Annotated in this window: 22 protein-coding genes; 13 read left to right on the top strand and 9 right to left on the bottom strand. The window is 73.1% G+C overall.

Annotation, left to right across the window (positions count from 1 at the left end; genetic code table 11):
* Nucleotides 1-37 precede the first annotated feature (37 nt).
* Nucleotides 38-808 carry an alpha/beta fold hydrolase gene (locus tag ACWEMJ_RS04865; protein WP_452135529.1) on the bottom strand — a complete coding sequence of 257 codons (771 nt, stop codon included), beginning with the start codon at nucleotides 806-808 and terminating at the stop codon, nucleotides 38-40.
* A gap of 273 nt (nucleotides 809-1,081) precedes the next feature.
* Here ACWEMJ_RS04865 and ACWEMJ_RS04870 point away from each other — a divergent pair, with 273 nt between their 5' ends.
* Nucleotides 1,082-1,942 (top strand): S-methyl-5'-thioadenosine phosphorylase, encoded by an 861-nt coding sequence (locus ACWEMJ_RS04870; protein ID WP_452135530.1) that lies wholly within the window; start codon nucleotides 1,082-1,084, stop codon nucleotides 1,940-1,942.
* 87 nt (nucleotides 1,943-2,029) lie between these two features.
* On the opposite strand, the gene ACWEMJ_RS04875 is transcribed toward ACWEMJ_RS04870, so the two are convergent.
* Nucleotides 2,030-2,350: a hypothetical protein gene (locus ACWEMJ_RS04875; RefSeq protein WP_452135531.1), complete on the bottom strand. Its 321-nt coding sequence runs from the start codon at nucleotides 2,348-2,350 to the stop codon at nucleotides 2,030-2,032.
* 364 nt (nucleotides 2,351-2,714) lie between these two features.
* Here ACWEMJ_RS04875 and ACWEMJ_RS04880 point away from each other — a divergent pair, with 364 nt between their 5' ends.
* Complete coding sequence (locus ACWEMJ_RS04880) at nucleotides 2,715-3,059, top strand: hypothetical protein (RefSeq protein ID WP_452135532.1); 345 nt, start codon at nucleotides 2,715-2,717, stop codon at nucleotides 3,057-3,059.
* A gap of 195 nt (nucleotides 3,060-3,254) precedes the next feature.
* On the opposite strand, the gene ku is transcribed toward ACWEMJ_RS04880, so the two are convergent.
* On the bottom strand, nucleotides 3,255-4,259 hold the full coding sequence (gene ku / locus ACWEMJ_RS04885) for a non-homologous end joining protein Ku (RefSeq protein WP_452135533.1): 1,005 nt from the start codon (nucleotides 4,257-4,259) through the stop codon (nucleotides 3,255-3,257).
* 32 nt (nucleotides 4,260-4,291) lie between these two features.
* Between ku and ligD the strand changes: the two genes are divergently transcribed.
* On the top strand, nucleotides 4,292-5,191 hold the full coding sequence (ligD, locus tag ACWEMJ_RS04890) for a non-homologous end-joining DNA ligase (RefSeq protein ID WP_452135534.1): 900 nt from the start codon (nucleotides 4,292-4,294) through the stop codon (nucleotides 5,189-5,191).
* 89 nt (nucleotides 5,192-5,280) lie between these two features.
* Here ligD and ACWEMJ_RS04895 read toward each other — a convergent pair whose 3' ends face one another.
* Both ACWEMJ_RS04895 and ACWEMJ_RS04900 read right to left on the bottom strand, forming a co-directional pair.
* The gene (locus ACWEMJ_RS04895; protein WP_452135535.1) at nucleotides 5,281-6,222 is read right to left on the bottom strand and encodes a GNAT family N-acetyltransferase; all 942 of its coding nucleotides are present in this window, start codon (nucleotides 6,220-6,222) and stop codon (nucleotides 5,281-5,283) included.
* Between the two features lie 253 nt (nucleotides 6,223-6,475).
* Nucleotides 6,476-7,237 (bottom strand): alpha/beta fold hydrolase, encoded by a 762-nt coding sequence (locus ACWEMJ_RS04900; RefSeq protein ID WP_452135536.1) that lies wholly within the window; start codon nucleotides 7,235-7,237, stop codon nucleotides 6,476-6,478.
* A 108-nt stretch (nucleotides 7,238-7,345) separates the two neighbouring features.
* Between ACWEMJ_RS04900 and ACWEMJ_RS04905 the strand changes: the two genes are divergently transcribed.
* Complete coding sequence (locus tag ACWEMJ_RS04905; protein ID WP_452135537.1) at nucleotides 7,346-8,137, top strand: DNA-formamidopyrimidine glycosylase family protein; 792 nt, start codon at nucleotides 7,346-7,348, stop codon at nucleotides 8,135-8,137.
* 34 nt (nucleotides 8,138-8,171) lie between these two features.
* Here ACWEMJ_RS04905 and ACWEMJ_RS04910 read toward each other — a convergent pair whose 3' ends face one another.
* The gene (locus ACWEMJ_RS04910; protein WP_452135538.1) at nucleotides 8,172-8,807 is read right to left on the bottom strand and encodes a uridine kinase; all 636 of its coding nucleotides are present in this window, start codon (nucleotides 8,805-8,807) and stop codon (nucleotides 8,172-8,174) included.
* Between the two features lie 78 nt (nucleotides 8,808-8,885).
* Between ACWEMJ_RS04910 and ACWEMJ_RS04915 the strand changes: the two genes are divergently transcribed.
* The 3 genes from ACWEMJ_RS04915 to ACWEMJ_RS04925 are packed head-to-tail and all read left to right on the top strand — an operon-like array spanning nucleotide 8,886 to nucleotide 9,908.
* On the top strand, nucleotides 8,886-9,389 hold the full coding sequence (locus ACWEMJ_RS04915; protein WP_452135539.1) for an HD domain-containing protein: 504 nt from the start codon (nucleotides 8,886-8,888) through the stop codon (nucleotides 9,387-9,389).
* Nucleotides 9,390-9,447: 58 nt separating this feature from the next.
* On the top strand, nucleotides 9,448-9,621 hold the full coding sequence (locus tag ACWEMJ_RS04920) for a hypothetical protein (RefSeq protein ID WP_452135540.1): 174 nt from the start codon (nucleotides 9,448-9,450) through the stop codon (nucleotides 9,619-9,621).
* Nucleotides 9,618-9,908: a dsRBD fold-containing protein gene (locus tag ACWEMJ_RS04925; protein ID WP_452135541.1), complete on the top strand. Its 291-nt coding sequence runs from the start codon at nucleotides 9,618-9,620 to the stop codon at nucleotides 9,906-9,908. The genes ACWEMJ_RS04920 and ACWEMJ_RS04925 overlap by 4 nt, the downstream gene beginning before the upstream one ends.
* Before the next feature lie 210 nt (nucleotides 9,909-10,118).
* Here the strand turns inward: ACWEMJ_RS04925 and ACWEMJ_RS04930 are convergent, their stop codons facing one another.
* The gene (locus tag ACWEMJ_RS04930) at nucleotides 10,119-10,397 is read right to left on the bottom strand and encodes a hypothetical protein (RefSeq protein ID WP_452135542.1); all 279 of its coding nucleotides are present in this window, start codon (nucleotides 10,395-10,397) and stop codon (nucleotides 10,119-10,121) included.
* 145 nt (nucleotides 10,398-10,542) lie between these two features.
* On the opposite strand from ACWEMJ_RS04930, the gene ACWEMJ_RS04935 reads away from it, so the two are divergent.
* From ACWEMJ_RS04935 to ACWEMJ_RS04955, 5 genes are all read left to right on the top strand, one after another.
* Nucleotides 10,543-12,978, top strand: a complete 2,436-nt coding sequence (locus ACWEMJ_RS04935; protein ID WP_452135543.1) for an FHA domain-containing protein — start codon at nucleotides 10,543-10,545, stop codon at nucleotides 12,976-12,978.
* 3 nt (nucleotides 12,979-12,981) lie between these two features.
* Nucleotides 12,982-13,521, top strand: coding sequence for a hypothetical protein (locus ACWEMJ_RS04940; RefSeq protein ID WP_452135544.1), 540 nt, complete (start codon nucleotides 12,982-12,984; stop codon nucleotides 13,519-13,521).
* A 3-nt stretch (nucleotides 13,522-13,524) separates the two neighbouring features.
* Nucleotides 13,525-14,484, top strand: coding sequence for a serine/threonine-protein kinase (locus ACWEMJ_RS04945; protein WP_452135545.1), 960 nt, complete (start codon nucleotides 13,525-13,527; stop codon nucleotides 14,482-14,484).
* A gap of 171 nt (nucleotides 14,485-14,655) precedes the next feature.
* Nucleotides 14,656-16,530 carry a M1 family aminopeptidase gene (locus ACWEMJ_RS04950; RefSeq protein WP_452135546.1) on the top strand — a complete coding sequence of 625 codons (1,875 nt, stop codon included), beginning with the start codon at nucleotides 14,656-14,658 and terminating at the stop codon, nucleotides 16,528-16,530.
* A gap of 1,202 nt (nucleotides 16,531-17,732) precedes the next feature.
* Nucleotides 17,733-18,740, top strand: a complete 1,008-nt coding sequence (locus ACWEMJ_RS04955) for a DUF6777 domain-containing protein (RefSeq protein WP_452135547.1) — start codon at nucleotides 17,733-17,735, stop codon at nucleotides 18,738-18,740.
* A 14-nt stretch (nucleotides 18,741-18,754) separates the two neighbouring features.
* Here the strand turns inward: ACWEMJ_RS04955 and ACWEMJ_RS04960 are convergent, their stop codons facing one another.
* Complete coding sequence (locus tag ACWEMJ_RS04960; RefSeq protein ID WP_452135548.1) at nucleotides 18,755-19,315, bottom strand: dihydrofolate reductase family protein; 561 nt, start codon at nucleotides 19,313-19,315, stop codon at nucleotides 18,755-18,757.
* Between the two features lie 264 nt (nucleotides 19,316-19,579).
* Here ACWEMJ_RS04960 and ACWEMJ_RS04965 point away from each other — a divergent pair, with 264 nt between their 5' ends.
* Complete coding sequence (locus ACWEMJ_RS04965; protein WP_452135549.1) at nucleotides 19,580-20,707, top strand: serine hydrolase domain-containing protein; 1,128 nt, start codon at nucleotides 19,580-19,582, stop codon at nucleotides 20,705-20,707.
* On the opposite strand, the gene ACWEMJ_RS04970 is transcribed toward ACWEMJ_RS04965, so the two are convergent.
* Nucleotides 20,689-20,994 (bottom strand): DUF2087 domain-containing protein, encoded by a 306-nt coding sequence (locus ACWEMJ_RS04970; protein WP_452135550.1) that lies wholly within the window; start codon nucleotides 20,992-20,994, stop codon nucleotides 20,689-20,691. The two genes, ACWEMJ_RS04965 and ACWEMJ_RS04970, sit on opposite strands and share 19 nt — an antisense overlap.
* Between the last annotated feature and the right edge of the window lie 75 nt (nucleotides 20,995-21,069).

Consider the following 21,069-nt stretch of genomic DNA (forward strand, 5'->3'; position numbering starts at 1 on the left):
CGCGCCCCGCCGCCCCTCGGACGGGCCGACGGGGGTGTCAGCGGCGGCCCGCCAGGGGAATCCGGACGCCGTCCGAGCCGCCGGCCTCCACGGCCAGCGCGGCGTCGATCTCCTCGGGCAGCGCCGCCAGGCCCAGGACGGCCAGTGCCAGACCGGCCGCCGTGCGGTGCCAGTCGCCGGCCCGGCGCATCAGCGTGTGGCCGCTGCCGAACACCCGGTAGCCGGCCACCCGCGCGCCGTGGTCGCGGGCCCGCAGCGCGAACAGGTCGGTGTCGGCGGGCGGCGTCACCCGGTCGCGGTCGCCGTGCAGCATCAGCACGGAACGGCCCTTCAGGTGCTCGGTCGGCTCGTTCCGGGGGCACCACGGCGCCAGCGCCACCACCCCCTGCACGCACGGGTGCGCGGCCGCCCGCAACGCCGCCCGGCCGCCCATCGAATGCCCGATCAGCACCGTCGGCACCGGACCCAGCGCCTCGGCCAGCTCCGCCAGCGCCGCCTCCGCGTCACGCGCCGCGTCCGCGCGCTCGCCGTTCCACCCCCGGCAGCGGTAGTGCACCGTGCCCACCGCCAGCGACCGCCCGGCGGCCCCGCCCGCGCCGGCGCGCACCGCACGCTCCACGGCCCGCGCGAACGGAAGCATCCGCAGCCCCGGCAGGTTCAGCGCCGGCACCGGCTCCGCGCCGAACTCCCGCCCGCCGTGCAGCACCAGCACCGCCGCCTCCGGCGCCGCGGGCCGCACCCGCCACGACAGCGCCCGATGCCCCGCCGCCGCCCCGTCGGAGCGCACCGTCAGCTGCCCGCCGTCCATCACACCGTCCCGTCGCCGTGCCGACCTGGGCTGCCACTGTACGCGGACGCCGCCGCCGACCGGGAGCGGGCGGCGGGAGCGGGCGGCCGACCCGGCGCCGGGCGCGGAGGCCCTCGCCCGCCAGGGCCGGTGCGGGACGCGGGAGCTGACTGCTCGTAGGGTGGCAGCGTGCCGACCACGCCCGCCCGCGGACGGTCGGCGCCCAGTCGCGGACGCGCCCCGACCAGCGGGCCGCGGCAGCTCCGCGTCCGACCGGCAGAGCCGAGGAGAGCCATGGCCGACGACCACCCGCCCCGCACCGACGGCACCCCGACCGCCGAACTCGGCGTCATCGGCGGCTCCGGACTGTACGCGCTGCTCGACGACGTCACCGAAGTGCGCGTCGAGACGCCCTACGGGCCGCCCAGCGACGCCCTGTTCATCGGCGAGGCGGCCGGCCGACGGGTCGCCTTCCTGCCCCGCCACGGCCGCGGCCACCGGCTGCCGCCGCACCGCATCAACTACCGCGCCAACCTGTGGGCGCTGCACTCGCTCGGGGTGCGCCAGATCCTCGGCCCGTGCGCCGTCGGCGGCCTGCGCCCCGAGTACGGACCCGGCACGCTGCTGGTGCCCGACCAGTTCGTGGACCGCACCTCCGGCCGGGCGCAGACCTACTACGACGGCCGCAGCCTGCCCGACGGCACCGTCCCGGAGGTGGTGCACGTCCCGATGGCCGACCCCTACTGCCCCGACGGCCGCGCCGCCGCACTGGCCGCCGCCCGCTCGCTCGCCTGGGAACCCGTGGACGGCGGCACCCTGGTGGTGATCGAGGGACCGCGCTTCTCCACCCGCGCCGAATCCCGCTGGTTCACCGCCAACGGCTGGTCCGTGGTCGGCATGACCGGCCACCCCGAGGCCGCGCTGGCTCGCGAACTCGGCCTCTGCTACACCTCGTTGAACCTCGTCACGGACCTCGACGCCGGCGTCGAGACCGGCGAGGGCGTCACCCACGCCGAGGTGCTGAAGGTCTTCGCGAGCAACGTCGACCGCCTGCGCACCGTCCTGTTCAAGGCCCTCGAATCGCTGCCCGCCACCCGCGACTGCCTCTGCTCGCATGCCCTGGACGGCGTGCAGACCGGGCTGCCCGGGGTCTGAGCCCTGGCACGCCGATCGGCCGACGCCCCACCCTGCCGCGGGCGGTGCGCCGGCCGATCGCCGACTCCGTGCGGGTGGGCGCGCCCGCTATCGGTTCCGCCCGCGTCGCAGATGCGCCAGCACCATCAAGGCCGCCAACGCCGTGCCCCAGGCCGCCACCACGGCGACCAGCAGCATCGGCGCCCGCAGCGCCACCGCCAGTCCCAACAGTCCGAACGAAACGACCAGACAGCACGCGACCACCACGACCACCGACCGTGGTCGGGCGACCAGCGACCGCCGCAGCCGGGCCAACCTCGCCGGCCGCATCGTGCGCAGCTCGCGCTCCAGCTCCAGATCGCTTCCCAGCTCGGCCTCGATCTGATGAAGGATCAGGAGCTCACGCGGGGAGAGTGCCGGTCCGTCCATCAACCACCTCCGCGCCGCCAGGCAGGCGCGCCCGGCCTTCCCCGCCGGCGCGTCCCTACGTCCCAGGTTTCAACACATCTGCCCGCTGCACGCCGGTTCTAACATGCGAACGGCGGGCCGAACCGCCGTGCCGCGACCGGTGTTTCGTCCCCTCGCGACCCAAATGACCCGCGCGCCGCGCCCACCCCACGCGCCCCGCTGCAACCCGCCGCACGGCACCCGCGCGGCACCCGCGCCGCCGCTGCGACGGCGCGCGACGTGCACCGGCAGAACCGATTCACCACCGGGCCCCGCCACTACGGTGGTGCGCGCCCGGGCCGGACCCGCCGGCCCGGGCGTCCGATCGGAAAGGCCGCACCACCCCATGCACCTGCGTCGCACGGCTGCCGCCGCCCTCGCCTCCTTCGCCCTGCTGTTCGCCACGCCATGCCCCGCCGCCGCGGCAGTCGGCGAGTTCCGGTACACCTACATCTCCGACTTCGGCAACCGCGAGTCCGGTGTGCTGATCGACCCCGGTAGTCGCGAATGCATCACCCTCCCCGAGGTCGCCGACCCCGGCTCCTCCGAACCCGCCTTCGCCCCGCAGAACTTCACTCACTCCACCGCCACCGTGTTCACCGGCCCCGACTGCGACGGCGACTACTACTCGCTGCGCCCCGGCGGCCGTGCCTCCGACCGGCTCAAGCTCCGCTCCGTCGTGTTCTCCTGACCGGACCGCAGCCGTCCGTGCCGCGCGGCCCCGCCCCGACGGGGCTGCGCGCCCGGCTGGTTCGACCCCGCGCCGACGGGGCTGCGGGGCCACCTGCTTCGGCCCGGGCACCGGGTGCCGGGGCCGCGGAGATCGCCCGGATCGGTGAGATCGCCGGGATCGCCGAACTCCCGGCGGGCGCAGGCACGGTGGGCGTCAGGAGGCCTTGCGCGGTGCGGCCTTCTTCGCGGCGGCCTTCTTGGCGGGCGCCTTGGCGCTCTTCTTCGCCGCCGCGCCGCTCCGACCCGCCGCTGCCTTCCGGGTCCGCTTCGCGGCGCCGCCTCCGCCCGACGACGCGTCCTCGGCCTGCTCCGTCTCGGCCGCCTCCTCTTCCGCCGTGCCGGTCGCCCGACCGCCCTTCGCGGCCCGGCCGTGGTCGCCCTTGGCGGCCTTCACGCTGCTGCGCAGCACCGCCATCAGGTCGATCACCTCGGCCCCGCCGCCCTCGGGCTGCTCCTCCAGGTGCGGCGCCTCGACCCCGGCGAGCTTGGCGTCGATGACCCCCTGCAGCGCGAGCTGGTACTCGTCGTGCAGCTCGGACAGGTCGAAGTCCTCCGACAGCGTGTCCATCAGCGAGCGCGCCATCTTCAACTCCTGCGGACGGACCGTCACTTTCGCGTCCGGTGCCATCCCCTCCGCGGAGCGCACCTCGTCCGGCCACAGGCAGGTCTGCAGCACCAGGGTGTCCTCGTGCACCCGCAGCACCGCCAGCGACTCCCTGGTCCGCATGGTCACCTTGGTCACCGCGATCTGCCCCGACTCGCGCAGCGCGTCCCGCAGCAGCACGTACGGCTTCGCCGGGGCCTTGTCGGCCGTGGTCACGTAGTAGGCCTTGGAGTACATCAGCGGATCGATCGACTCGGCCGGGACGAACGCCAGCACGTCCACCACCTTCTTGCTCGGCAGCGGCAGCTCCGCGAGATCCTCCTCGTCGAGCACCACCTGCCGACCGTCCGGGGACTCGTACCCCTTGGCGATCTCGCTGTACGGAACCTCCTTTCCCTCCGCCTCGCAGAACCGCTTCAACCGGATGCGCGAGCCGTCCTTCACATGCACCTGGTGCAGGGAAGGGCCGCTATGCTCCTCGGTGGCGGCATACAGCTGGACCGGCACGCTGACCAGCCCGAACGTGATGACGCCTTTCCAGGTGACCTGTGGCATGGCACGGCCCTTTCGCGGGGATTTCCCACGGTATGCCCGAGCGACAGGTCACGGAAGTCGAGGGCCGCCGGCTGGTCCTCTCCCACCTCGACAAGGTCCTCTGGCCCGTCACCGGCTGGACCAAGGGCGAGGCCCTGTACTACTACGCGCAGATCGCCCCGGCGATGCTGCCGCACCTGCGCGGCCGCGCCGCCAGCTTCCTGCGCTTCCCCTCCGGGGTCGGCGAGGAGGGGTTCTTCGCCAAGAACCCGCCACCCGGACTGCCCGCCTGGATCCGCACCGTGACCGCGCCCAGCCACGAGGGCCCCAAGCAGCGCGTGGCCGTGGACGACCTGCCGACGCTGATGACCGTCGCCAACGGCTACGCCCTGGAACTGCACGTCCCGCAGTGGACAGCCGAGAGCGGACCCGACGCCCACGACCGCCTGGTCGTCGACCTCGACCCCGGCCCGGGCGCCGACCTCACCCACTGCTGCCTGGTCGCCCTGCTGATCCGTGAAGCCCTCGCCGCCGACGGCCTGGTCTGCCGGCCCAAGACCTCCGGCAGCAAGGGACTGCACCTGTACGCCGCGCTCCGCCCCGCCCCCGCCCAGCAGGTCAGCGACTACGCGCGGGCCCTCGCCGAACGCCTCGCCCGCGAGTACCCCGCCCTGGTGGTGTCCCGGATGACCAAGGCGCTGCGCCCGGGAAAGGTGTTCGTCGACTGGTCGCAGAACGCGACGGCGAAGACCACCGCCGCGCCCTACACCCTGCGCGCCACCGGCGTCCCGGGGGTGTCGGCCCCGGTGAGCTGGAGCGAGGTCGAGCACTGCACCGACCCGGCCGAGCTGACCTTCAGCCCGGACGAGGTGCTCGACCGGTTCGCCGAGCAGGGCGACCTGCTGGCCGGCCTGCTCAGCGACGACCAGGCGCTGCCCGGGTCAGACGACTGACCCGGGGCGGCGGGCCGGGGCTGCGGCGCAAGGCTGGCGCGGTGCTGCGGCGCGCTGCTGCGGTGCTGTGGCGCTGCGGTGCTGTGGCGTCAGGACGTGGCGGCCTCCGCGGCGGGCTCGGCTATCAGGGCGGTGGCGGTGCGGCGGAACCCGACGCTCTCGTAGATCCGGGCCACCGCGTCGTCGCTGGCGGACAGGAAGAGGGTGCGTATGCCGGTGGCCCGCGCGTGCTCGACCAGGTGCGCGGTGACCCGGCGCGCCAGGCCCTGTCGGCGCAGCGACGGGAGCGTCGCCACCGCGACGATCTCGCTGACCCCGCCGACCGGCTGGTGGCAGCCGGAGGCGCCGGCCAGGCCGTCCGGCCCGACCGTCGCGGCGACGACGGTGCGGCCGGCCTCCATCCGCCCGATCATCCGCGTCACCATGCCGTCGGCGATCGCCGCCCGGGTCGCTTCGGCGAGCTGCTCCGGGCCCGCCTCGCCGACCAGGGTGCCCGGCTCGGCGAAGGCGAGGTGCGGGACGGCGACGGCGCTCGGCAGCAGCGGATCGTCGGTCGTCAGCACCCGGACCTCCGGCCCGTCCTCCCCAGCCGGGGCGGCAGTCGAGGGGTTGTTGAGCTCCAGGACCAGCAGCGGGTGCTCGTGCACCTCCAGCCCGGAGGCCTCGACGGCGGCGCGCAGACCCGGCGAGGTCTCGTGCACCCATTCGAAGCTCTCCGGCGCGCCGAGCTCGCGCTGGCGGGCCCGGACGCGATCCACATCTGCCGCGGTGAACTGCCCGTCGCCGCCCAGCGTCGGGCGCCCGTAGTAGTGCCAGCCCGACCCGGTGCGGACGAACAGGGTGAACGGGCCGTGTTCCTCGGCGGTCGCGGAGAACCGGGGAACCGCGTCGTAGAACTCTTCGAGCCTGGCCAGAACGGCCGACGGCCCGCCCACCTCGGCGTCCGGGGCGGAGGTGGAGTCGGTGTCGTGCAGGGTGTCGCGCATCGTGCCGTCCAAGGTGTGGTGCGTCCTCTCGTGGAGGTTGATCATGCGGAATCAAAGCAGGGCGATCGGACGGCTGCACGCACTTTTTCGAACCCCGCGCATCGATTGTTCGACCCGCCCGACCTGCAGTGGCGTCGATTGGCGAACCGATTCTGCGTTGGGGGAGCTGACGTGAAGGCACTGGAAATCGGGGTGCGGCTCCCTCCCGCGGGTGCCGACGGGAGGGATCGGAGGTCCGAACGCGGTGCCGAGGTTCACTCGGGGGAGGGATGGCACGCCGCACCGCGCTGACGCCAGGTCAGGCCTTCCACACCTCGGCGAGGTGCGCGATCAGCAGCTCGGCCACCTCGGCCGGGCGCTCCAGGGCGGGCAGGTGGCCGGCCCACGGGAGTTCGCGGTACTCGCTGTTGGGCAGCACGGCCGCCACGTCGACGGCGATCCGGCGGAAGTCCTCCACGTCGTGCCGGCCGCCGAGCACCAGCGCCGGGGCGACGGCGTCGCGCAGGTCCACCTCGATCCGCGTCGGCTGGATCTCCTCCTCGGGCGCGAGCTGCACCTCGTACGCGTTGCGCTGCATCAGCCGGACCTTGGCCCTGGCGGCCTCGTCCGCGTCCGGCCCGAGCCAGGTGTCCACGTTCAGCTCGACCGCCTCGTCCAGCCGGCCGGACTCGACCAGCCCGATCTCCCGATCGCCCCACTCCGCGAGCTCGGCGCTCGGCTCGTGGGTGGAGCTGCCCGGGCAGAGCAGCGTGAGCGAGTGCACCCGCTCCGGGCGGTACGCCGCGAACTGCGACGCCATGGTGCCGCCGAAGGAGGAACCGATGAGGGAGACCCGGTCGATGCCGAGCTCGTCGAGGAGCTCTTCCAGGTCGGTCAGATTGCTGTACGGCACGTCCGCGCAGGGGGTCTCCCCGAAACCGCGGAAGTCGCACCGCACGACTCGGTACCCGGCCTCGCGCAGCGCGTCCCACTGGCCGTCCCACATGCGCCGGTCGCAGACGGAGGAGTGCAGGAGGAGTACCGCGGGGCCGGTGCCGGCCACCTCGTGAGTGATCGTCATCGCGACAACCTAGAGCGGCAGCCGTCCATCCGACCAGGGAATTTGCTGTCGGCGTAGGTGCCGGGGCCGGTCGGAGCGGGTGTCCGTGGCGGGCGGCATGATGGGGGAGTGCCCGAAGGAGACAGCATCTACCTGGTCGCCACGCAGCTCAACCACGCGCTCTCCGGCGGGGTGTTGACGGTGGCGGACCTGCGCGTGCCCGCCCACGCCACCGCCGACCTCACCGGCTGGCGCGTGCTGGAGACGGTGCCGCGCGGCAAACACCTGCTGACCAGGTTCGAAGGCGGCGTGACCCTCCACACCCATCTGCGGATGGACGGCCGCTGGCAGGTGTTCCGGCCCGGCGAGCGGTGGCGCAGCGGCCCGGCGTTCCAGATCCGGGCGATCCTCGGCACCGAACAGGGCACGGCCGTCGGCTACCGGCTGCCCGTGGTGCAACTGCTGCGCACCGCCGAGGAAGCACGAGTGGTCGGCCACCTCGGGCCCGACCTGCTCGGCCCCGACTGGGACGTCGCCGAGGTCCGCCGCCGCATGCTGGCCGCCCCGCAGCGCCCCGTCGGCGCGGCACTGCTGGACCAGCGGAACCTGGCCGGCATCGGCAACGTGTACGCCAACGAACTGAGCTTCCTGGCCGGCGTCACCCCGTGGCTCCCGGTCGCCGAACTGCCGGACCTGGACCGGCTGCTGCACCGGGCGCACCAACTGCTGGACGCCAACAAGCTGCGGCACGGCCACATCACCACCGGCGACACCCGGCCCGGTTGCCAGAACTGGGTGTACGGCCGGGCCCGCCGCAACTGCGTGCGCTGCGGCACGCCGATCCGCACCGGCACGCACGCGCAGGACCGCACCGCGTACTGGTGCCCGCGCTGCCAGCGCGGGCCGGCACCGACCGGCTGAGCGGAGGACGCGGGCGGTGCGGGCCGCAGCCCACTCAGTCCCGTTCGACCAGCGCCGGGTGGCGGGGATCGTCGACACGGACGGTCAGGTCGGCCAGCTCCGCCGGGTCCGTCTCGGTGCGGTAGCGTTCGTGGGCCGGCAGCGTCCAGTGCAGGTCGGCGGGGGTGCGGCGGGCGAGCGCGGCGGGCGACTGCGTGAGGTGCACGGCGAATTCGAGCGGCAGCCAGCGGCCGAGCAGGAACGGGCCGTCCAGCAGCAGCACGCCGCGCGGCGGCAGCTCCAGGTAGCCGGCCCGGGTCGAGCGGTCGGTGGCCGGGTCCCAGAACGTCGGCAGGATCCGGCCGTCCGCCCCCGGCTCCAGCGGATCGAGGACCTCGCGCAGCAGCGCGCCCTCGTCCAGCCACAGATCGTGAAAGGCGTCCGGGTCCTGCTTGCCGTACTCGAAGCGGACCGAGGCGGGGCGCAGGAAATCGCCCGCCGACACCCGCTGCACCGGCCGGCCGAGCAGTCGCAGTGGCTCCACCAGCGCGTCCGCCAGCTCGCCCGGGCGGGCCGCCGCCGCGCCGTCGATCGCCACCCGAAGGCGGCGGTCCGGGTCGCCGGGCAGGCCGTGGATCCGCTCCGCGAGCAGGTCGACCAGGCGCTCCGGGGAGATCGGGGTCACCCGCACCGGGCGATCACATCCCTTCCGTCAACCGGACTATATTTTCCGACACCTGATCGTCGCTCATCCCAGGGGGACCTCGTCGTGCGTTCGCCGACTCTCGCCGAAGTGGACGCCCTCGCCGCCCGCGCCCACGCCGGACAGTACGACCGGATCGGCGTCCCCTACATCGAGCACGTCCGGGCGGTGGCGGCGGGCGTGGCCGCGTTCGGCACCGGACTGCAGATGGCCGCGCTGCTGCACGACGTGCTGGAGGACACCCCGACCCGCCCCGAGGAGCTGCTCGCCGTCGGAATCCCCGCAGCCGTCCTCGCCACCGTCCGGCGCGTCACCCGGACGCCCGGGACGGACTACCGGGCCATGCTGCTCGACATCGTCACCGACCACGCCGCCACCCTCGTCAAGATCGCCGACAACGCCCACAACTCCCGCGCCGACCGGTCCGCCCGCCTGCCCGAGGCGGACCGCGCCCGGCTCGCCGCGCGCTACCGCGACGCCCGCGCCGTGCTGTGGCCCGCCGTCGCCGAAGCCGACCTGCGGACCGTCCTCGCCGCCGTCAACCCCGCGCTGCTGATCGAACTCGACTGAAACGATTCGCGGGAGCAGGCTGGAAGGAGCAGCGGGGGCCGACAGCGAGGAGCCGAGCATGTCCGATATGAACGACAGGCTCAACGACAAGGCACAGCGCGACGAGGACGACGTCCGCGCCGCCGACCCCGAGGAAGGCATCACCTCCTACCAGACCATGCACGCCTGGGAGGAGTCGCAGGCGGAGGGCGACCGGCTCGCCGAACCGCCCCAGCAGGAGAACGAGCGGTGAGCGCCCGCGCAGCGGTCTCCGAACCGCACGTCTCCGACTGGTCCGTCCGCCTGCGGCTGGTCGAGGTCGGCGACCTCACCCAGGCACACGCCGTCCTCGACACCGGCGTCAACCTGATCGAGGTCGACGCCGAGGCCCACCGCAGCGCCCAGGACCCGGCCGACCCGGCGATCGGCGACGAGCTCGCCGTCGGACGCGCCCTGGCCGCCCTCGGGCAGCAGCTGATCCACCGCGGCTCGACCGCCGCCGAAGCCGTCGAATCCGCCCGCCGTCGCGACACGCCGTAGTCGCCGCGGCCCGTGACCGCCGCACCGGTGAGCGCCGCTGCACGTTCCGCAGCGTTCGGCGACCGTCGTGGTGGAAGCCGAGGTCGCTGCGGAAGCCGGGCGGACGGCTGCGAGCGTCGCCACGGAAGCCGGCGTCGCAACGGAAGCCGGGTGGGCAGGCCGAAACCCGGACCGCGCGCCTGGCTGCGCCGCGATCCGGGTCGGGGAGGGTCAGGCCTGCGGGGCGGCCGCGCCGCCGCCGGACTTCACCGCCTCCACCATGTGCTGATGCACCTCGCGGGCCGCCGCCTCGTCCGCCGCGGGCACCGGACTGCCCTCCACGGTGAACCAGTCGAGGGCCCCGCTGTACTGCACCGTCAGTCGCGCCTCGCCCTCGATCCACATGGTGTGCACCGTCAGATCCCCGGTGATGACGCCGATCTCCACGGTCTTCACGCCGCCGTGGCCGGACAGAATGCCCTGCGTGGTCCAGGTTGCCCAGGTGTTCACAAACCCGCTCCCATCCGCCGCCCTGAGGGCCGCTCGGTCCCGACCCCACAGGTACCCAACCCGTGGCGACCGTCTTCCACTGTCACCCAGAAGGCCGAAAACCGCCCCCCGGGCGGGCGCTCGCCGCCGGGAATAGCATCGAGACATGGGAGAGCGAGAACCAGCGCTCACCGCGCCGAAACTGGTCGTCGAAACCGGCGGCGACTCGACGGTCATCACGCCGAGCCGCACCTACGCCCTCGGCCGCGATCCCGCCAGCGACATCGTCCTCACCGACCCGAGGGTCTCCTGGCACCACGCACGGCTCCACGCGGGCGACGGGCACTGGATCGTCGACGACACCGACTCCACCAACGGCACCTGGGCCGACGGACAGCGGATCATCCACCTGGAGATCGAACCCGGCACCGTGCTCTGCCTCGGCAGCCCCGCCGACGGGCCGCGCTGCACGTTCAGCGCCGTGGCCAGGCCGACCGCTGTCCACCCGCTGCCGGGCACCGGACCGCCCGCCGGCGGCCGGCCCTCCGCGCTGACCGCCATCACCGGCTCGCTCCGGCCGCCCTCCAGCGTCCGCCCGCTGCCCACCAGGGTCTTCCGGATCGGGCGGGCCACGGACAACGACCTGGTGCTCGGCGACCTGTCCGTCTCCCGGCACCACGCCGAACTGCGGGCCATGGCCGACGGCCGCTACGAGATCGCCGACCTGGACAGCCACAACGGCACCTACCTCAACGGCCAAGCCGTGCTGCGGGCCCCCGTCGGACCCGGCGACCTGGTCGGCATCGGCCACTCGATGTTCTGCCTGGTCGGCGACGAACTCCAGGAATTCGTCGACACCGGCGACATCGACCTCGACGTCTCCGACCTCACCGTGCAGGTCGCCGGCAACCGCACCCTGCTCGACCACGTCACCTTCCCGGTCGGACAGAAGAGCCTGCTCGCCGTCGCCGGACCCAGCGGCGCCGGCAAGTCCACCCTGCTCAACGCGCTCACCGGGCTGCGCCCCGCCGACCGGGGCACCGTCAGCTACGACGGCCGCGACCTGTACCGCGACTACGCCGAACTGCGGCAGCGCATCGGCCTCGTCCCGCAGGACGACATCCTGCACACCCAGCTGACCGTCCGGAAAGCGCTGTCCTACGCCGCCGAACTGCGCTTCCCCGACGACACCGCGCCCGGCGAACGCGCCGCCCGCGTCACCGAGGTGATCGACGAACTCGGGCTCGCCCGGCGCAGCGACCAGGTCATCTCCAGCCTCTCCGGCGGCCAGCGCAAACGCGTCAGCGTCGCCCTCGAACTGCTCACCAAACCGTCCCTGCTGTTCCTCGACGAACCCACCAGCGGCCTCGACCCCGGCATGGACCGCTCCGTGATGCAGATGCTGCGCGGCCTCGCCGACGACGGACGGACCGTCATCGTGGTCACCCACAGCGTGCTCAGCCTCGACCTGTGCGACCGGCTGCTGCTGCTCGCCCCCGGCGGTCGGACCGCCTGGTACGGGCCGCCCGGCGAAACCCTCGACCACTTCGGGTACGCGCACTGGCCCGAGGCCTTCGAAGCGTTCGAGAACGAGACCGACCGCGACTGGGCCGGACAGTTCCGCGCCTCCGAGCCCTACCGCAGGTACGTGGCACGCCCCGCCGCCCGGCAGCCCGGCGCGGCCCTTCCCCCCGGCGGTGCCGCGAGGCCCGCCGCCGCGGCGTCCGCAGGCCAGGCGTCCGCGGGCGCAGCGTCCGCGGCGGACCTGCCGGCCGCCAGGCCGAGGCCGCGGCGATGGCGCAGACAGGTCGGCACGCTCTGCCGCCGCTACGCCAGCGCCCTGGCCGCCGACCGCACCTTCCTCGCCGTGATGATCGCCCTCCCGTTCGTGATGGGCGCGATGGCGCACGCCCTCGCCGGCAGCCGACTCGACCAGAACACCGCCCTGAACGCGCTGCTCATCCTGTGCGTCGGAGGCGTGCTCACCGGGGCCGCCAACGCGGTACGGGAACTGGTCAAGGAACGGACGATCTATCGGCGCGAACGTGCCGTGGGCCTCTCCAGATCGGCCTACCTGTGCTCGAAGATCGTGGTGCTCGGCACCGTGACCGTCGTCCAGGCGGTGGTGCTCACCATGGTCGCGCTGGTCGGCGTCCGGCTCCGGCCACAGGGCGGCAGCGGCGTCTTCCTGCCACCGCTGCTCGAAATCACCATCGCCGTGGCGCTGCTCTCGCTCACCGCGATGATGCTCGGCCTGCTGATCTCGGCGTTGGTGAAGAAGGAAGAGGTGACCATGCCACTGCTGGTGCTGGTCGCCATCGTCCAGGTGGTGTTCTGCGGGGCCCTGCTGCAGCTCGACCACATTCCGGTGCTCAACCAGCTCTCCTGGCTGGTGCCGTCGCGCTGGGCGCTCGGTGCGATGGCCTCCACCATCGACCTGCACGCCATCGTGCCGGGCAGCCTCACCGACGACCCCCTGTTCGCGCACCGGCCCGGCATCTGGCTGCTCGACGTGGGCATGCTGGTCGCCCTCGCCGTGCTGTACGGGCTGATCGTCGCCCGGCTGCTGCGCCGCCACGAACCGGCCGTGATGCGGCGGTAGCCCATGGGCAGCACCGGAGGATTCCGGCCCACCCACGTCGTCCCCGGCGACGGAATGCCGACCTGGACCGGCCCCGACCCCGCCGCCGCGGGCGTCTCCCTCGACCCGCTGCTGCCGGTCGTGCTGGCCGAGGCGCGCGGCAACTGGGCCCGGATCGTCTGCTCCAACGGCTGGAGCGCCTGGGTCGACGGCCGGCTGCTGGTCGCCCTGCCGCAGCGCCCCCCGACCAACGGCCTCCCGCTCGCCACCGGCGACGACCCGCGCCCGCTGCTCGACGCGCTGGAGCACGGCCTCGCCACCTACCGGCGGCTGCTCGACGACTACGCGGCCGGCCGGATCGACCTGGAGGCCTTCCGAGCCGGTACCCGCGAGCTGCGGCTGGGCGCGGTGATCGACGGACCTTCCGCCTGGCTGCTCGACCTCGAACGGGGCCGCTGGTACTACAGCGACGCCGCACAGGTGCAGGGCTACGCGGTGGCCGACGGATCGCCCGCTCGTGCGGGCGGCGTGGGTGCGGGCGGCAGCGGGCGTGGCGGGAGCTGACGGGTGGCCGGGGAGAAGTCGCTGGCCGCCGCCGAGCCGGGTGAACTCGGCGGCCGGACGCTCGCCGGGTACCGGTTGGAGCACGTGATCGGGCGGGGCGGCATGGCGGTGGTCTACCGGGCCGAGGACCTCCGGCTGGGCCGCACCGTGGCGGTGAAGCTGCTGGCTCCCGAACTGGCCCGCAACGAGACGTTCCGGCAGCGGTTCGTCCGGGAGTCCCGGGTCGCGGCCTCGCTGGACCATCCGAACATCGTCCCGGTGTACGAGGCCGGTGAGGTCGAGGGCGTGCTCTACATCGCCATGCGGTACGTCCGAGGCCGGGACCTGCGCGGCCTGCTCGACCGGCAGGGCCCGCTGCCGGCCTCGCAGGCGGTGCGGATCGCCGTCCAGGTGGCCAGCGCCCTGGACACCGCGCACGCCCACGAACTCGTCCACCGCGACGTCAAACCGGGCAACGTGCTGATCGCCGAGGGCACCGACCCCGACCATCCCGAGCACGCCTACCTCACCGACTTCGGGCTGACCAAGAAGTCGCTCTCGCTGACCGGCCTGACCAGCGTCGGCCAGTTCGTCGGCACCCTGGACTACGTGGCGCCCGAGCAGATCTCCGGCAAGCCGGTGGACGGGCGCTGCGACGTGTACAGCCTGGGCTGCGTGGTGTACGAGATGCTCACCGGCGGCCCGCCGTTCCGCCGGGACGACGACCTGGCGCTGCTGTGGGCCCACCTCAACGATCCGCCGCCGGACGTGCTGGAGCAGCGTGCCGACCTTCCGGACGAGGTGGGCGCCGTGCTCCGCCGCGCGATGGCGAAGCGGCCCGAGAGCCGGTACGACAGCTGCCTGGAGTTCGTCGCGGCGCTGCGGACCGCATCCGGAGCCCGGCCAGGAGAGAAGCAGCGTCAGATGCCGCCGATGCCGCCCGCATGGGCGTGGCCGGTGTTCGACCCGGACGGGATGCGTTGACGCCCGGCGCTTCGGTCGGATTCGGAGCAATGGTCGTGCCTTTCGCCGAGGTTGATGATGGGGTGGGAGTCGTAACGATCTCTGGCATGCACCTATCAATCCTGAGAGTTTGCTGGCAATCTGCGCCTCGGCCAGGGCCCCCACAGACCCTGGCGACCGAGAGGAGCACCGATGAGCGACAGACTCCGCGTCCTCGCCACCCGGGCCGCCGCACTGCTGAGCACCACCGTGCTCGTTGCCGCCGGCACCGCGACCCTGGCCGCCCCCACCGCGCAGGCCGCCGCAGGCACCGGCGCGGCGGCCGCGACCTGCACGGCGACCCAGGTGGTGGCGAACGGCGGATTCGAGTCCGGCACCACGCCGTGGACCACCTCCAGCGGCGTCATCACCAGCGGCGGAGGCCAGAGCGCCCACAGCGGAACGTCCTTCGCCTGGCTGGACGGCTACGGGTCGGCCCACACCGACTCGCTGACGCAGACCGTCACCCTGCCGGCGGGCTGCACCAGTGCCAGCCTCAGCTTCTGGCTGCACGTGGACACGGCCGAGACCACCAAGACCACGGCCTACGACAAGCTCACCGCCAAGATCGGCACCACCACCCTCGCCACGTACTCCAACCTCGACGCGGCGGCCGGCTACGTGAAGAAGACCCTCGACGTGTCCGCCTACGCCGGGCAGACCGTCAGCCTCGCGTTCAGCGGCGTCGAGGACTCCGGGCTGCAGACCAGCTTCGTGCTGGACGACGTCGCACTCGACGCCTCCGGCGGCGGCACCCCACCGACCACCGACGCCACCCGCACCCCCGCGCCCACCGGCTACACCGTCAACCTGGCCAGCGACGCGAGCGGCGCCAACTGGTCCGGCCACCAGAGCATCGGCTTCACCAACCCCTCGGCAACCCCGCTGACCGAGGTGTACCTGCGGCTGTGGGACAACTACCACGGCAGCTGCCCCACGACGCCGATCACCGTCAGCAACCTGACCGGCGGCACCGCCGCGGCGCTCACCGTCGGCTGCACCGCGCTCAAGGTCACCCTGCCCGCGCCGCTCGCCCAGGGCGCAAGCGGGAGCGTCGGCTTCGACCTGTCCATCGCCGTCCCCTCCGGCGCGGACCGGTTCGGGCGCGACGGCGCGTTCAACTTCATCGGCAACGCACTGCCCGTGCTCGCCGTCCGCGACGCGGCCGGCTGGCACCTCGACCCGTACACCAACAACGGCGAGTCCTTCTACACGCTGGCCTCCGACTACACCGTCACCCTCGACCACCCGAGCAGCCTGCTCGTCCCCGCGACCGGCACCTCGGTGGACACCCCCGGCAGCAGCGGACGGACCGTCACCACCGCCACCGCCAAGAACGTCCGCGAATTCGCCTGGGCGGCCGGGCCGTTCACCAAGATCTCCGGCACCTCGCCGAACGGCGTCGCCGTCAACGTGTACTCCGTCAGCGGCATCAGCTCCAGCAGCGCGCAGTCCATGCTGACCACCGCCAAGTCCGCGGTCGACTCGCACGCAGCCCGCTTCGGCGCCTACCCCTACGGCGAACTCGACGCGGTCATCGACAACAACTTCTGGTTCGGCGGCATGGAGTACCCCGGCTTCGTCCTCGACCTGGTCTCCACCACCGCACTGACCCACGAGATCGGCCACCAGTGGTGGTACGGCATCGTCGGTGACGACGAGTACAACAGCCCCTGGCTGGACGAGGCGTTCACCGACTACGCCACCGACCTCGCGCTCGGCGGCACCGGCACCAACTGCTGGAACAGCGTCTCCTGGGCGTCCTCCGCCGAGAAGATCACCAACTCGATGGCCTACTGGGACGCCAACTCCTCCCGCTACTCCACCGTCATCTACAACTACGGCAAGTGCGCGCTGCACGACCTGCGCCGCACCATCGGCGACACCGCGATGACCACGCTGCTGCGCAACTATGCGGCGGCGCACTGGTTCGGGGTGTCCACCACCGCCGAGTTCAAGGCCGCCGCGCAGGCCGCGACGACCGTGGACCTGACCTCCTTCTGGACCCAGCACCGCATCGAAGGCTGAGTTCCGACCGCCGACCCCGCCCGCCCGGTGCCGACGCGCACCGGGCGGGCCGGGCAGGTCGGGCGGGCCGGGTCGGCGCGGAAGGCCGGAGGCGGCCGCGCCTCCGTACCCGCCGGCGGGGCGACTCGTGCTTCGGCACCGGTCCGCCATCAGAGTGGAGTCCTCCGTTCGGGTGAGGCCGGGTGATTGCGCGATCGCGCGCCGCGGTGCCGCCCGGCGGGGCCCCGGGCGGGGACGCCGCCGCTCCGGCGAGCTGCGCGCCCTGGCTCGCGAGGCGGCGGACTCGGTGGTGCTGACGGACAATGGTGGACGCGCAGTGCGATCTCGGGGGAGTCCGATCCGGAGGCAATCCCGTGGCTGAGCAGCCGACATCCCGGCAACCCGAAGAACCGGACAACGAGAACAACCACGAACCACCGCCGCCCCACCGCCCCACCGAGGTGGCGGGCGAGTCGGCCGGCCCGCCCACCGAGGTGGTGGGAGAGACACCGGGCCCTGCGACAGAGGCAGTTGACGGCCCCGCGCCCGTGCCTGAGGACGCGCGGCGATCCGAGGAGGACGCGCCGGACGCAGCGCCTGACGGCGCGTCGCGCAGCGGCCCTCCGACGGAGCTGGTGGACGGAACATCTGGGCCTCCTTCAGAAGCAGTCGACGATTCGAGGGCCGGGAAACAGCGGCGCGCGCAGAACGCCCAGGAAGCGCAGGACGCGCAGGACGCGCAGGGCGGCCGGGCCTCCGGTGCCGCTGCCGGCTCCGCGCGCTCCGGGCGGAGTCCGCGCAGTGACGGTGCCTCGGTCGGTGGGGCTCCGACCGAGTCGGCGAGTGGGGTGGGTGAGCCTCCTACGGCAGTTGGGCCTCCTTCAGGAGTCGAGGGCGGGCCGGTACCTGGGCGGCCGGACGACCGGCCGTCGAGCGGCGGAGCGAGCGGATCGCGGTCAGGCACCGTCGGCGGTGCTGCCGCCGCCGGCATCGGTGCCGGGGGTGGGGCCCGGGGTGGACCGCAGTCGTCCTCGGGCGGAGCGGGGCCGGTCGGCCCGCCGTCCGGGCCGCTGTCGGCGGGTGGTGCCGGTCAGCCGGACGAGACCGGGCCGGTGGATGCGTCGGGTGGTGGGGAGCCGCCGAGTGGCGGCGGGCGAGTACTGGTCGGGGGCGAGGGGGACGGTGGCGGAGGTGGCGGGCGGCCGTGGTGGCGGCGGGGGCCGGTGCTGGCCACCGCGGTGGTCGTCGCCGGACTCGGTGTGGCGCTGGGCGTGGTGCTCAGTAACGGCTCCTCGGGCGGCGGGTCGCAGGACGTGGCACTCCAGCCCGTCGCGGCGGCCGGTCCGGAGCCGTTCACCGACTCCGTCGCCTACGCCTCCGGGAGCGCAGGCGGCGGATCCGGCCAGGCCTCCTCGACCGGTGGCGCGGGGTCGCCGACCGCTGCCGCCCCGTCCGCCGCCGGCGGCACCGTGAACGGTGACGAGCCCGGTCTGTACGGCGGCACGCGGGAGGTCGCCAGCTGCGACGTGCCGAAACTCTCCGGCTACCTGACCGGCAACGCCGACAAGGCCCGCGCCTGGGCCGGCGTCGAAGGCATCGACAGCTCGCAGATCGACGGCTACCTGCACGGCCTCACCCCCGTCGTGCTGCGGCAGGACACCCGGGTGACCAACCACGGCTACCACAACGGACAGGCGACCGCCTACCAGGCAGTCCTCCAGTCCGGCACGGCAGTGCTGGTCGACAACCAGGGCGTGCCACGGGTGCGGTGCGCGTGCGGCAACCCCTTGCTCCCGCCGAACGGCACGGGCGGCACCTATACCGGCACGGCGTGGACCTCCTTTCAGGTGAACAGTGTGGTGACGGTGAAGCCCGCGGCCGCACCGGTGACGCAGATCGTGCTGGTCGACCAGGCGACGGGCAGCCAGTTCGACCGCCCGGTCGGCGGAACGGGCAACACGGACAGCTCCGCGAAGCCGAGCGCGTCCGGCTCGGCGTCGTCCAAGACCGGGCCCGGCAGCGGGTCGCCGTCCGGCGCCTCGCCCTCCGGGTCGTCGTCCGGTGCGCCGTCGTCCGGGGGCTCCGGACCCTCCGGCAAGAGCTCGCCCGGGCCTGGGTCGGCCTCGTCGTCCGGGAGCGCGGGGGCATCGGGACAGGGCAGTTCGGGTACGAGCGGGGCGGGTGGTGGCGCTTCGGGCGGCGGATCGGCGGCGGGTTCCGGCTCGCCGTAGCGGAGCGCGGGCCCTCAGCGGCGCTGGTATCGGAGCATGGTGACACCGCTTTCGAAGGTGTGAGTCTCGGCCAGGACCAGGTCGGTCCGGGTGTCGGACGGCGGGAAGAGTGGTCGGCCGCGGCCGAGCACCACCGGGTGGACGTACAGGCTGTACTCGTCGATCAGGTCGAGCCGGCGGAACTCGGCGGCGAGGACGCCGCCGCCCACCGCCAGGTCGGACACGGAGTCGGCCTTGAGAGCGTTGATCGCCTGCGGGTCGACGGTGCGGGCGATCGTGGTGTTCCAGTCGGCGTGGGTGAGCGTGCGGGAGAAGACGGTCTTCGGCATGTCACGCCAGATGCGGGAGAACTCGACCACGGGCGGGGTGGCGGCCGGATCCTGGTCGGCGGTCGGCCAATAGTCCGCCATCAACTGGTAGGTGACCCGGCCGTCTAGGAAGCCGCTCATCGCCTCCAGCCTTCGGTTGAAGTGCTCGTGCAGCTGGTCGTCGATCAACTGCCAGCCGAGATCGCCTCCCGGGCCCTCGAAGCAGCCGTCGAGCGACACCGACATCATCAGGACGATCTGGGACATCAGTGCCTCCCGGGACATAGGCGATCAATGTGGTGTTCGCGAAGGTACCCGGACGATCGGACGCGGTAACCGGGATCGAAGCTCCCGATCGCGAAATCTCCTGTTGGTGGACATCGGGGTCAACCGATCGGCTGATGGGCCGTCAACCGATCGATGCGCCAGGCATAGCCGATCGTCTCGAGAGAGGCCATGGTGGCCGGGCACACTTCAGACAGCAAGGCACAGAAGGTGCGAACGAGGCACAGGAGTTGAAAGGGGATCACCATGCGTGAACTTCAGCGCATGCTGGAGCGCCGGGTCGCGGACGGCACGGTGCCCGGAGCGGTGGCACTGGTCGCCTGGGGCGGCGCGGTCGAGGTCGCGGCGGCGGGCGACTTGGCCCGGGAGTCCCTGGTGCGGATCGCGTCGGTCGGGAAACCGATGATGGCGGCCGCGGTCCTGCAATTGGTCGACGACGGCGCGTTCGGCCTGGACGACCCGGTGGAGCACTGGCTGCCGGAGCTCGCCGACCGGCGAGTGGTGCGAACGCCGAAGTCGCCGATGACGGACACGGTGCCGGCCCGGCGGCCGATCACGGTGCGCGACCTCCTCGAGTCCCGGGCGGGGTACGGGTTTTCGGCGGACTTCTCGCTGCCCGCGCTCGAGCCGCTGGTCGGCGAGCTGCTCCAAGGGCCGCCCCAGCCCCAGAAGGTGATGCCACCGGACGAGTGGCTGGAGACGCTGGGCCGCGTCCCGCTGCTCCAACAGCCCGGTGAGGCATGGCTGTACAACACCTGCTCGGACATCCAGGGCGTCCTGGTGGCGCGGGTCACCGGGCAGAATCTCGACGAGGCCCTGGCGGAGCGGCTGTTCGAACCGCTGGGGATGATCGACACGGGCTTCTCCGCCCCGTCGGGCGAGGCCGACCGGCTCAGCCCGCTGTACCGGCCGAACGCGGACGGCACGCGGACGGTGGTCGACCCGCCGCGCGGCCAGTGGAGCACCCTGCCGGCCTTCCCCTCGGGAGCGGGCGGCCTGGTGTCGAGCCTGGACGACGTGCTCGCCTTCCAGCGGATGCTGGTGACCGGTGGTCGGGCCGACGACGGTCGCCACGTGCTGTCCGAGGGAGCGGTCTGGCAGATGACCACCAACTACCTGACGGAGCAGCAGCGTGTCGACAGCGAACTGTTCCTGGAGGGCCAGGGGTGGGGCTTCGGCGGCTCTGTGGACGTGACACGGCGCGACCCGTGGAACGTCTCGGGCCGGTACGGCTGGGTGGGCGGCACCGGGACGGCAGCCCACCTGGTTCCGCGGACCGGGCTGGTGACGATCCTGCTCACCCAGCAGGAGATGACCAGCCCCACCCCGCCGCCGCTCATGCGGGAGTTCTGGCGCTACGCGGCAGGCGGCTGAGCGTCCGGGGAGACGGGCGCATGCGCCCGGCGGTAGCTGGATCCGTCGCGGGTGCGGGCCAGCAGCTGGGCCTCGATCAGATAGCGACGAAGCATGGAGGTATCGGCATGGACGGTGAGTAGCACGTCATTGACCTCGCGCTCGCTGTACGAGCGGTCGGGCTCGAACAGGGAGCGCGCGAGGTGGTCGAGCAGGGCGGTGCGACGGGCCGGCTTGCGCGGAATCGACGTCAGGCGCCCATCGGTGAAGAAAGCAGCGAGGGCGGTCGGCGTTTCATTGGCGGACATGACACGAAGCCTTGCAGGGCGGCTGCTGGGCGGACAACCGGATTTCGACACGGGGCGCCGGGCACGGACCGGCGC

Source organism: Kitasatospora sp. NPDC004531 (genome assembly GCF_053602195.1).

Coding starts and splice junctions, on each gene's coding strand:
- ACWEMJ_RS04865 (WP_452135529.1), bottom strand. CDS start 808: ATGGACGGCGGGCAGCTGACGGTGCGCTCCGACGGGGCGGCGGCGGGG.
- ACWEMJ_RS04870 (WP_452135530.1), top strand. CDS start 1,082: ATGGCCGACGACCACCCGCCCCGCACCGACGGCACCCCGACCGCCGAA.
- ACWEMJ_RS04875 (WP_452135531.1), bottom strand. CDS start 2,350: ATGGACGGACCGGCACTCTCCCCGCGTGAGCTCCTGATCCTTCATCAG.
- ACWEMJ_RS04880 (WP_452135532.1), top strand. CDS start 2,715: ATGCACCTGCGTCGCACGGCTGCCGCCGCCCTCGCCTCCTTCGCCCTG.
- ku (WP_452135533.1), bottom strand. CDS start 4,259: ATGCCACAGGTCACCTGGAAAGGCGTCATCACGTTCGGGCTGGTCAGC.
- ligD (WP_452135534.1), top strand. CDS start 4,292: ATGCCCGAGCGACAGGTCACGGAAGTCGAGGGCCGCCGGCTGGTCCTC.
- ACWEMJ_RS04895 (WP_452135535.1), bottom strand. CDS start 6,222: ATGATCAACCTCCACGAGAGGACGCACCACACCTTGGACGGCACGATG.
- ACWEMJ_RS04900 (WP_452135536.1), bottom strand. CDS start 7,237: ATGACGATCACTCACGAGGTGGCCGGCACCGGCCCCGCGGTACTCCTC.
- ACWEMJ_RS04920 (WP_452135540.1), top strand. CDS start 9,448: ATGTCCGATATGAACGACAGGCTCAACGACAAGGCACAGCGCGACGAG.
- ACWEMJ_RS04935 (WP_452135543.1), top strand. CDS start 10,543: ATGGGAGAGCGAGAACCAGCGCTCACCGCGCCGAAACTGGTCGTCGAA.
- ACWEMJ_RS04940 (WP_452135544.1), top strand. CDS start 12,982: ATGGGCAGCACCGGAGGATTCCGGCCCACCCACGTCGTCCCCGGCGAC.
- ACWEMJ_RS04950 (WP_452135546.1), top strand. CDS start 14,656: ATGAGCGACAGACTCCGCGTCCTCGCCACCCGGGCCGCCGCACTGCTG.
- ACWEMJ_RS04960 (WP_452135548.1), bottom strand. CDS start 19,315: ATGTCCCAGATCGTCCTGATGATGTCGGTGTCGCTCGACGGCTGCTTC.
- ACWEMJ_RS04965 (WP_452135549.1), top strand. CDS start 19,580: ATGCGTGAACTTCAGCGCATGCTGGAGCGCCGGGTCGCGGACGGCACG.
- ACWEMJ_RS04970 (WP_452135550.1), bottom strand. CDS start 20,994: ATGTCCGCCAATGAAACGCCGACCGCCCTCGCTGCTTTCTTCACCGAT.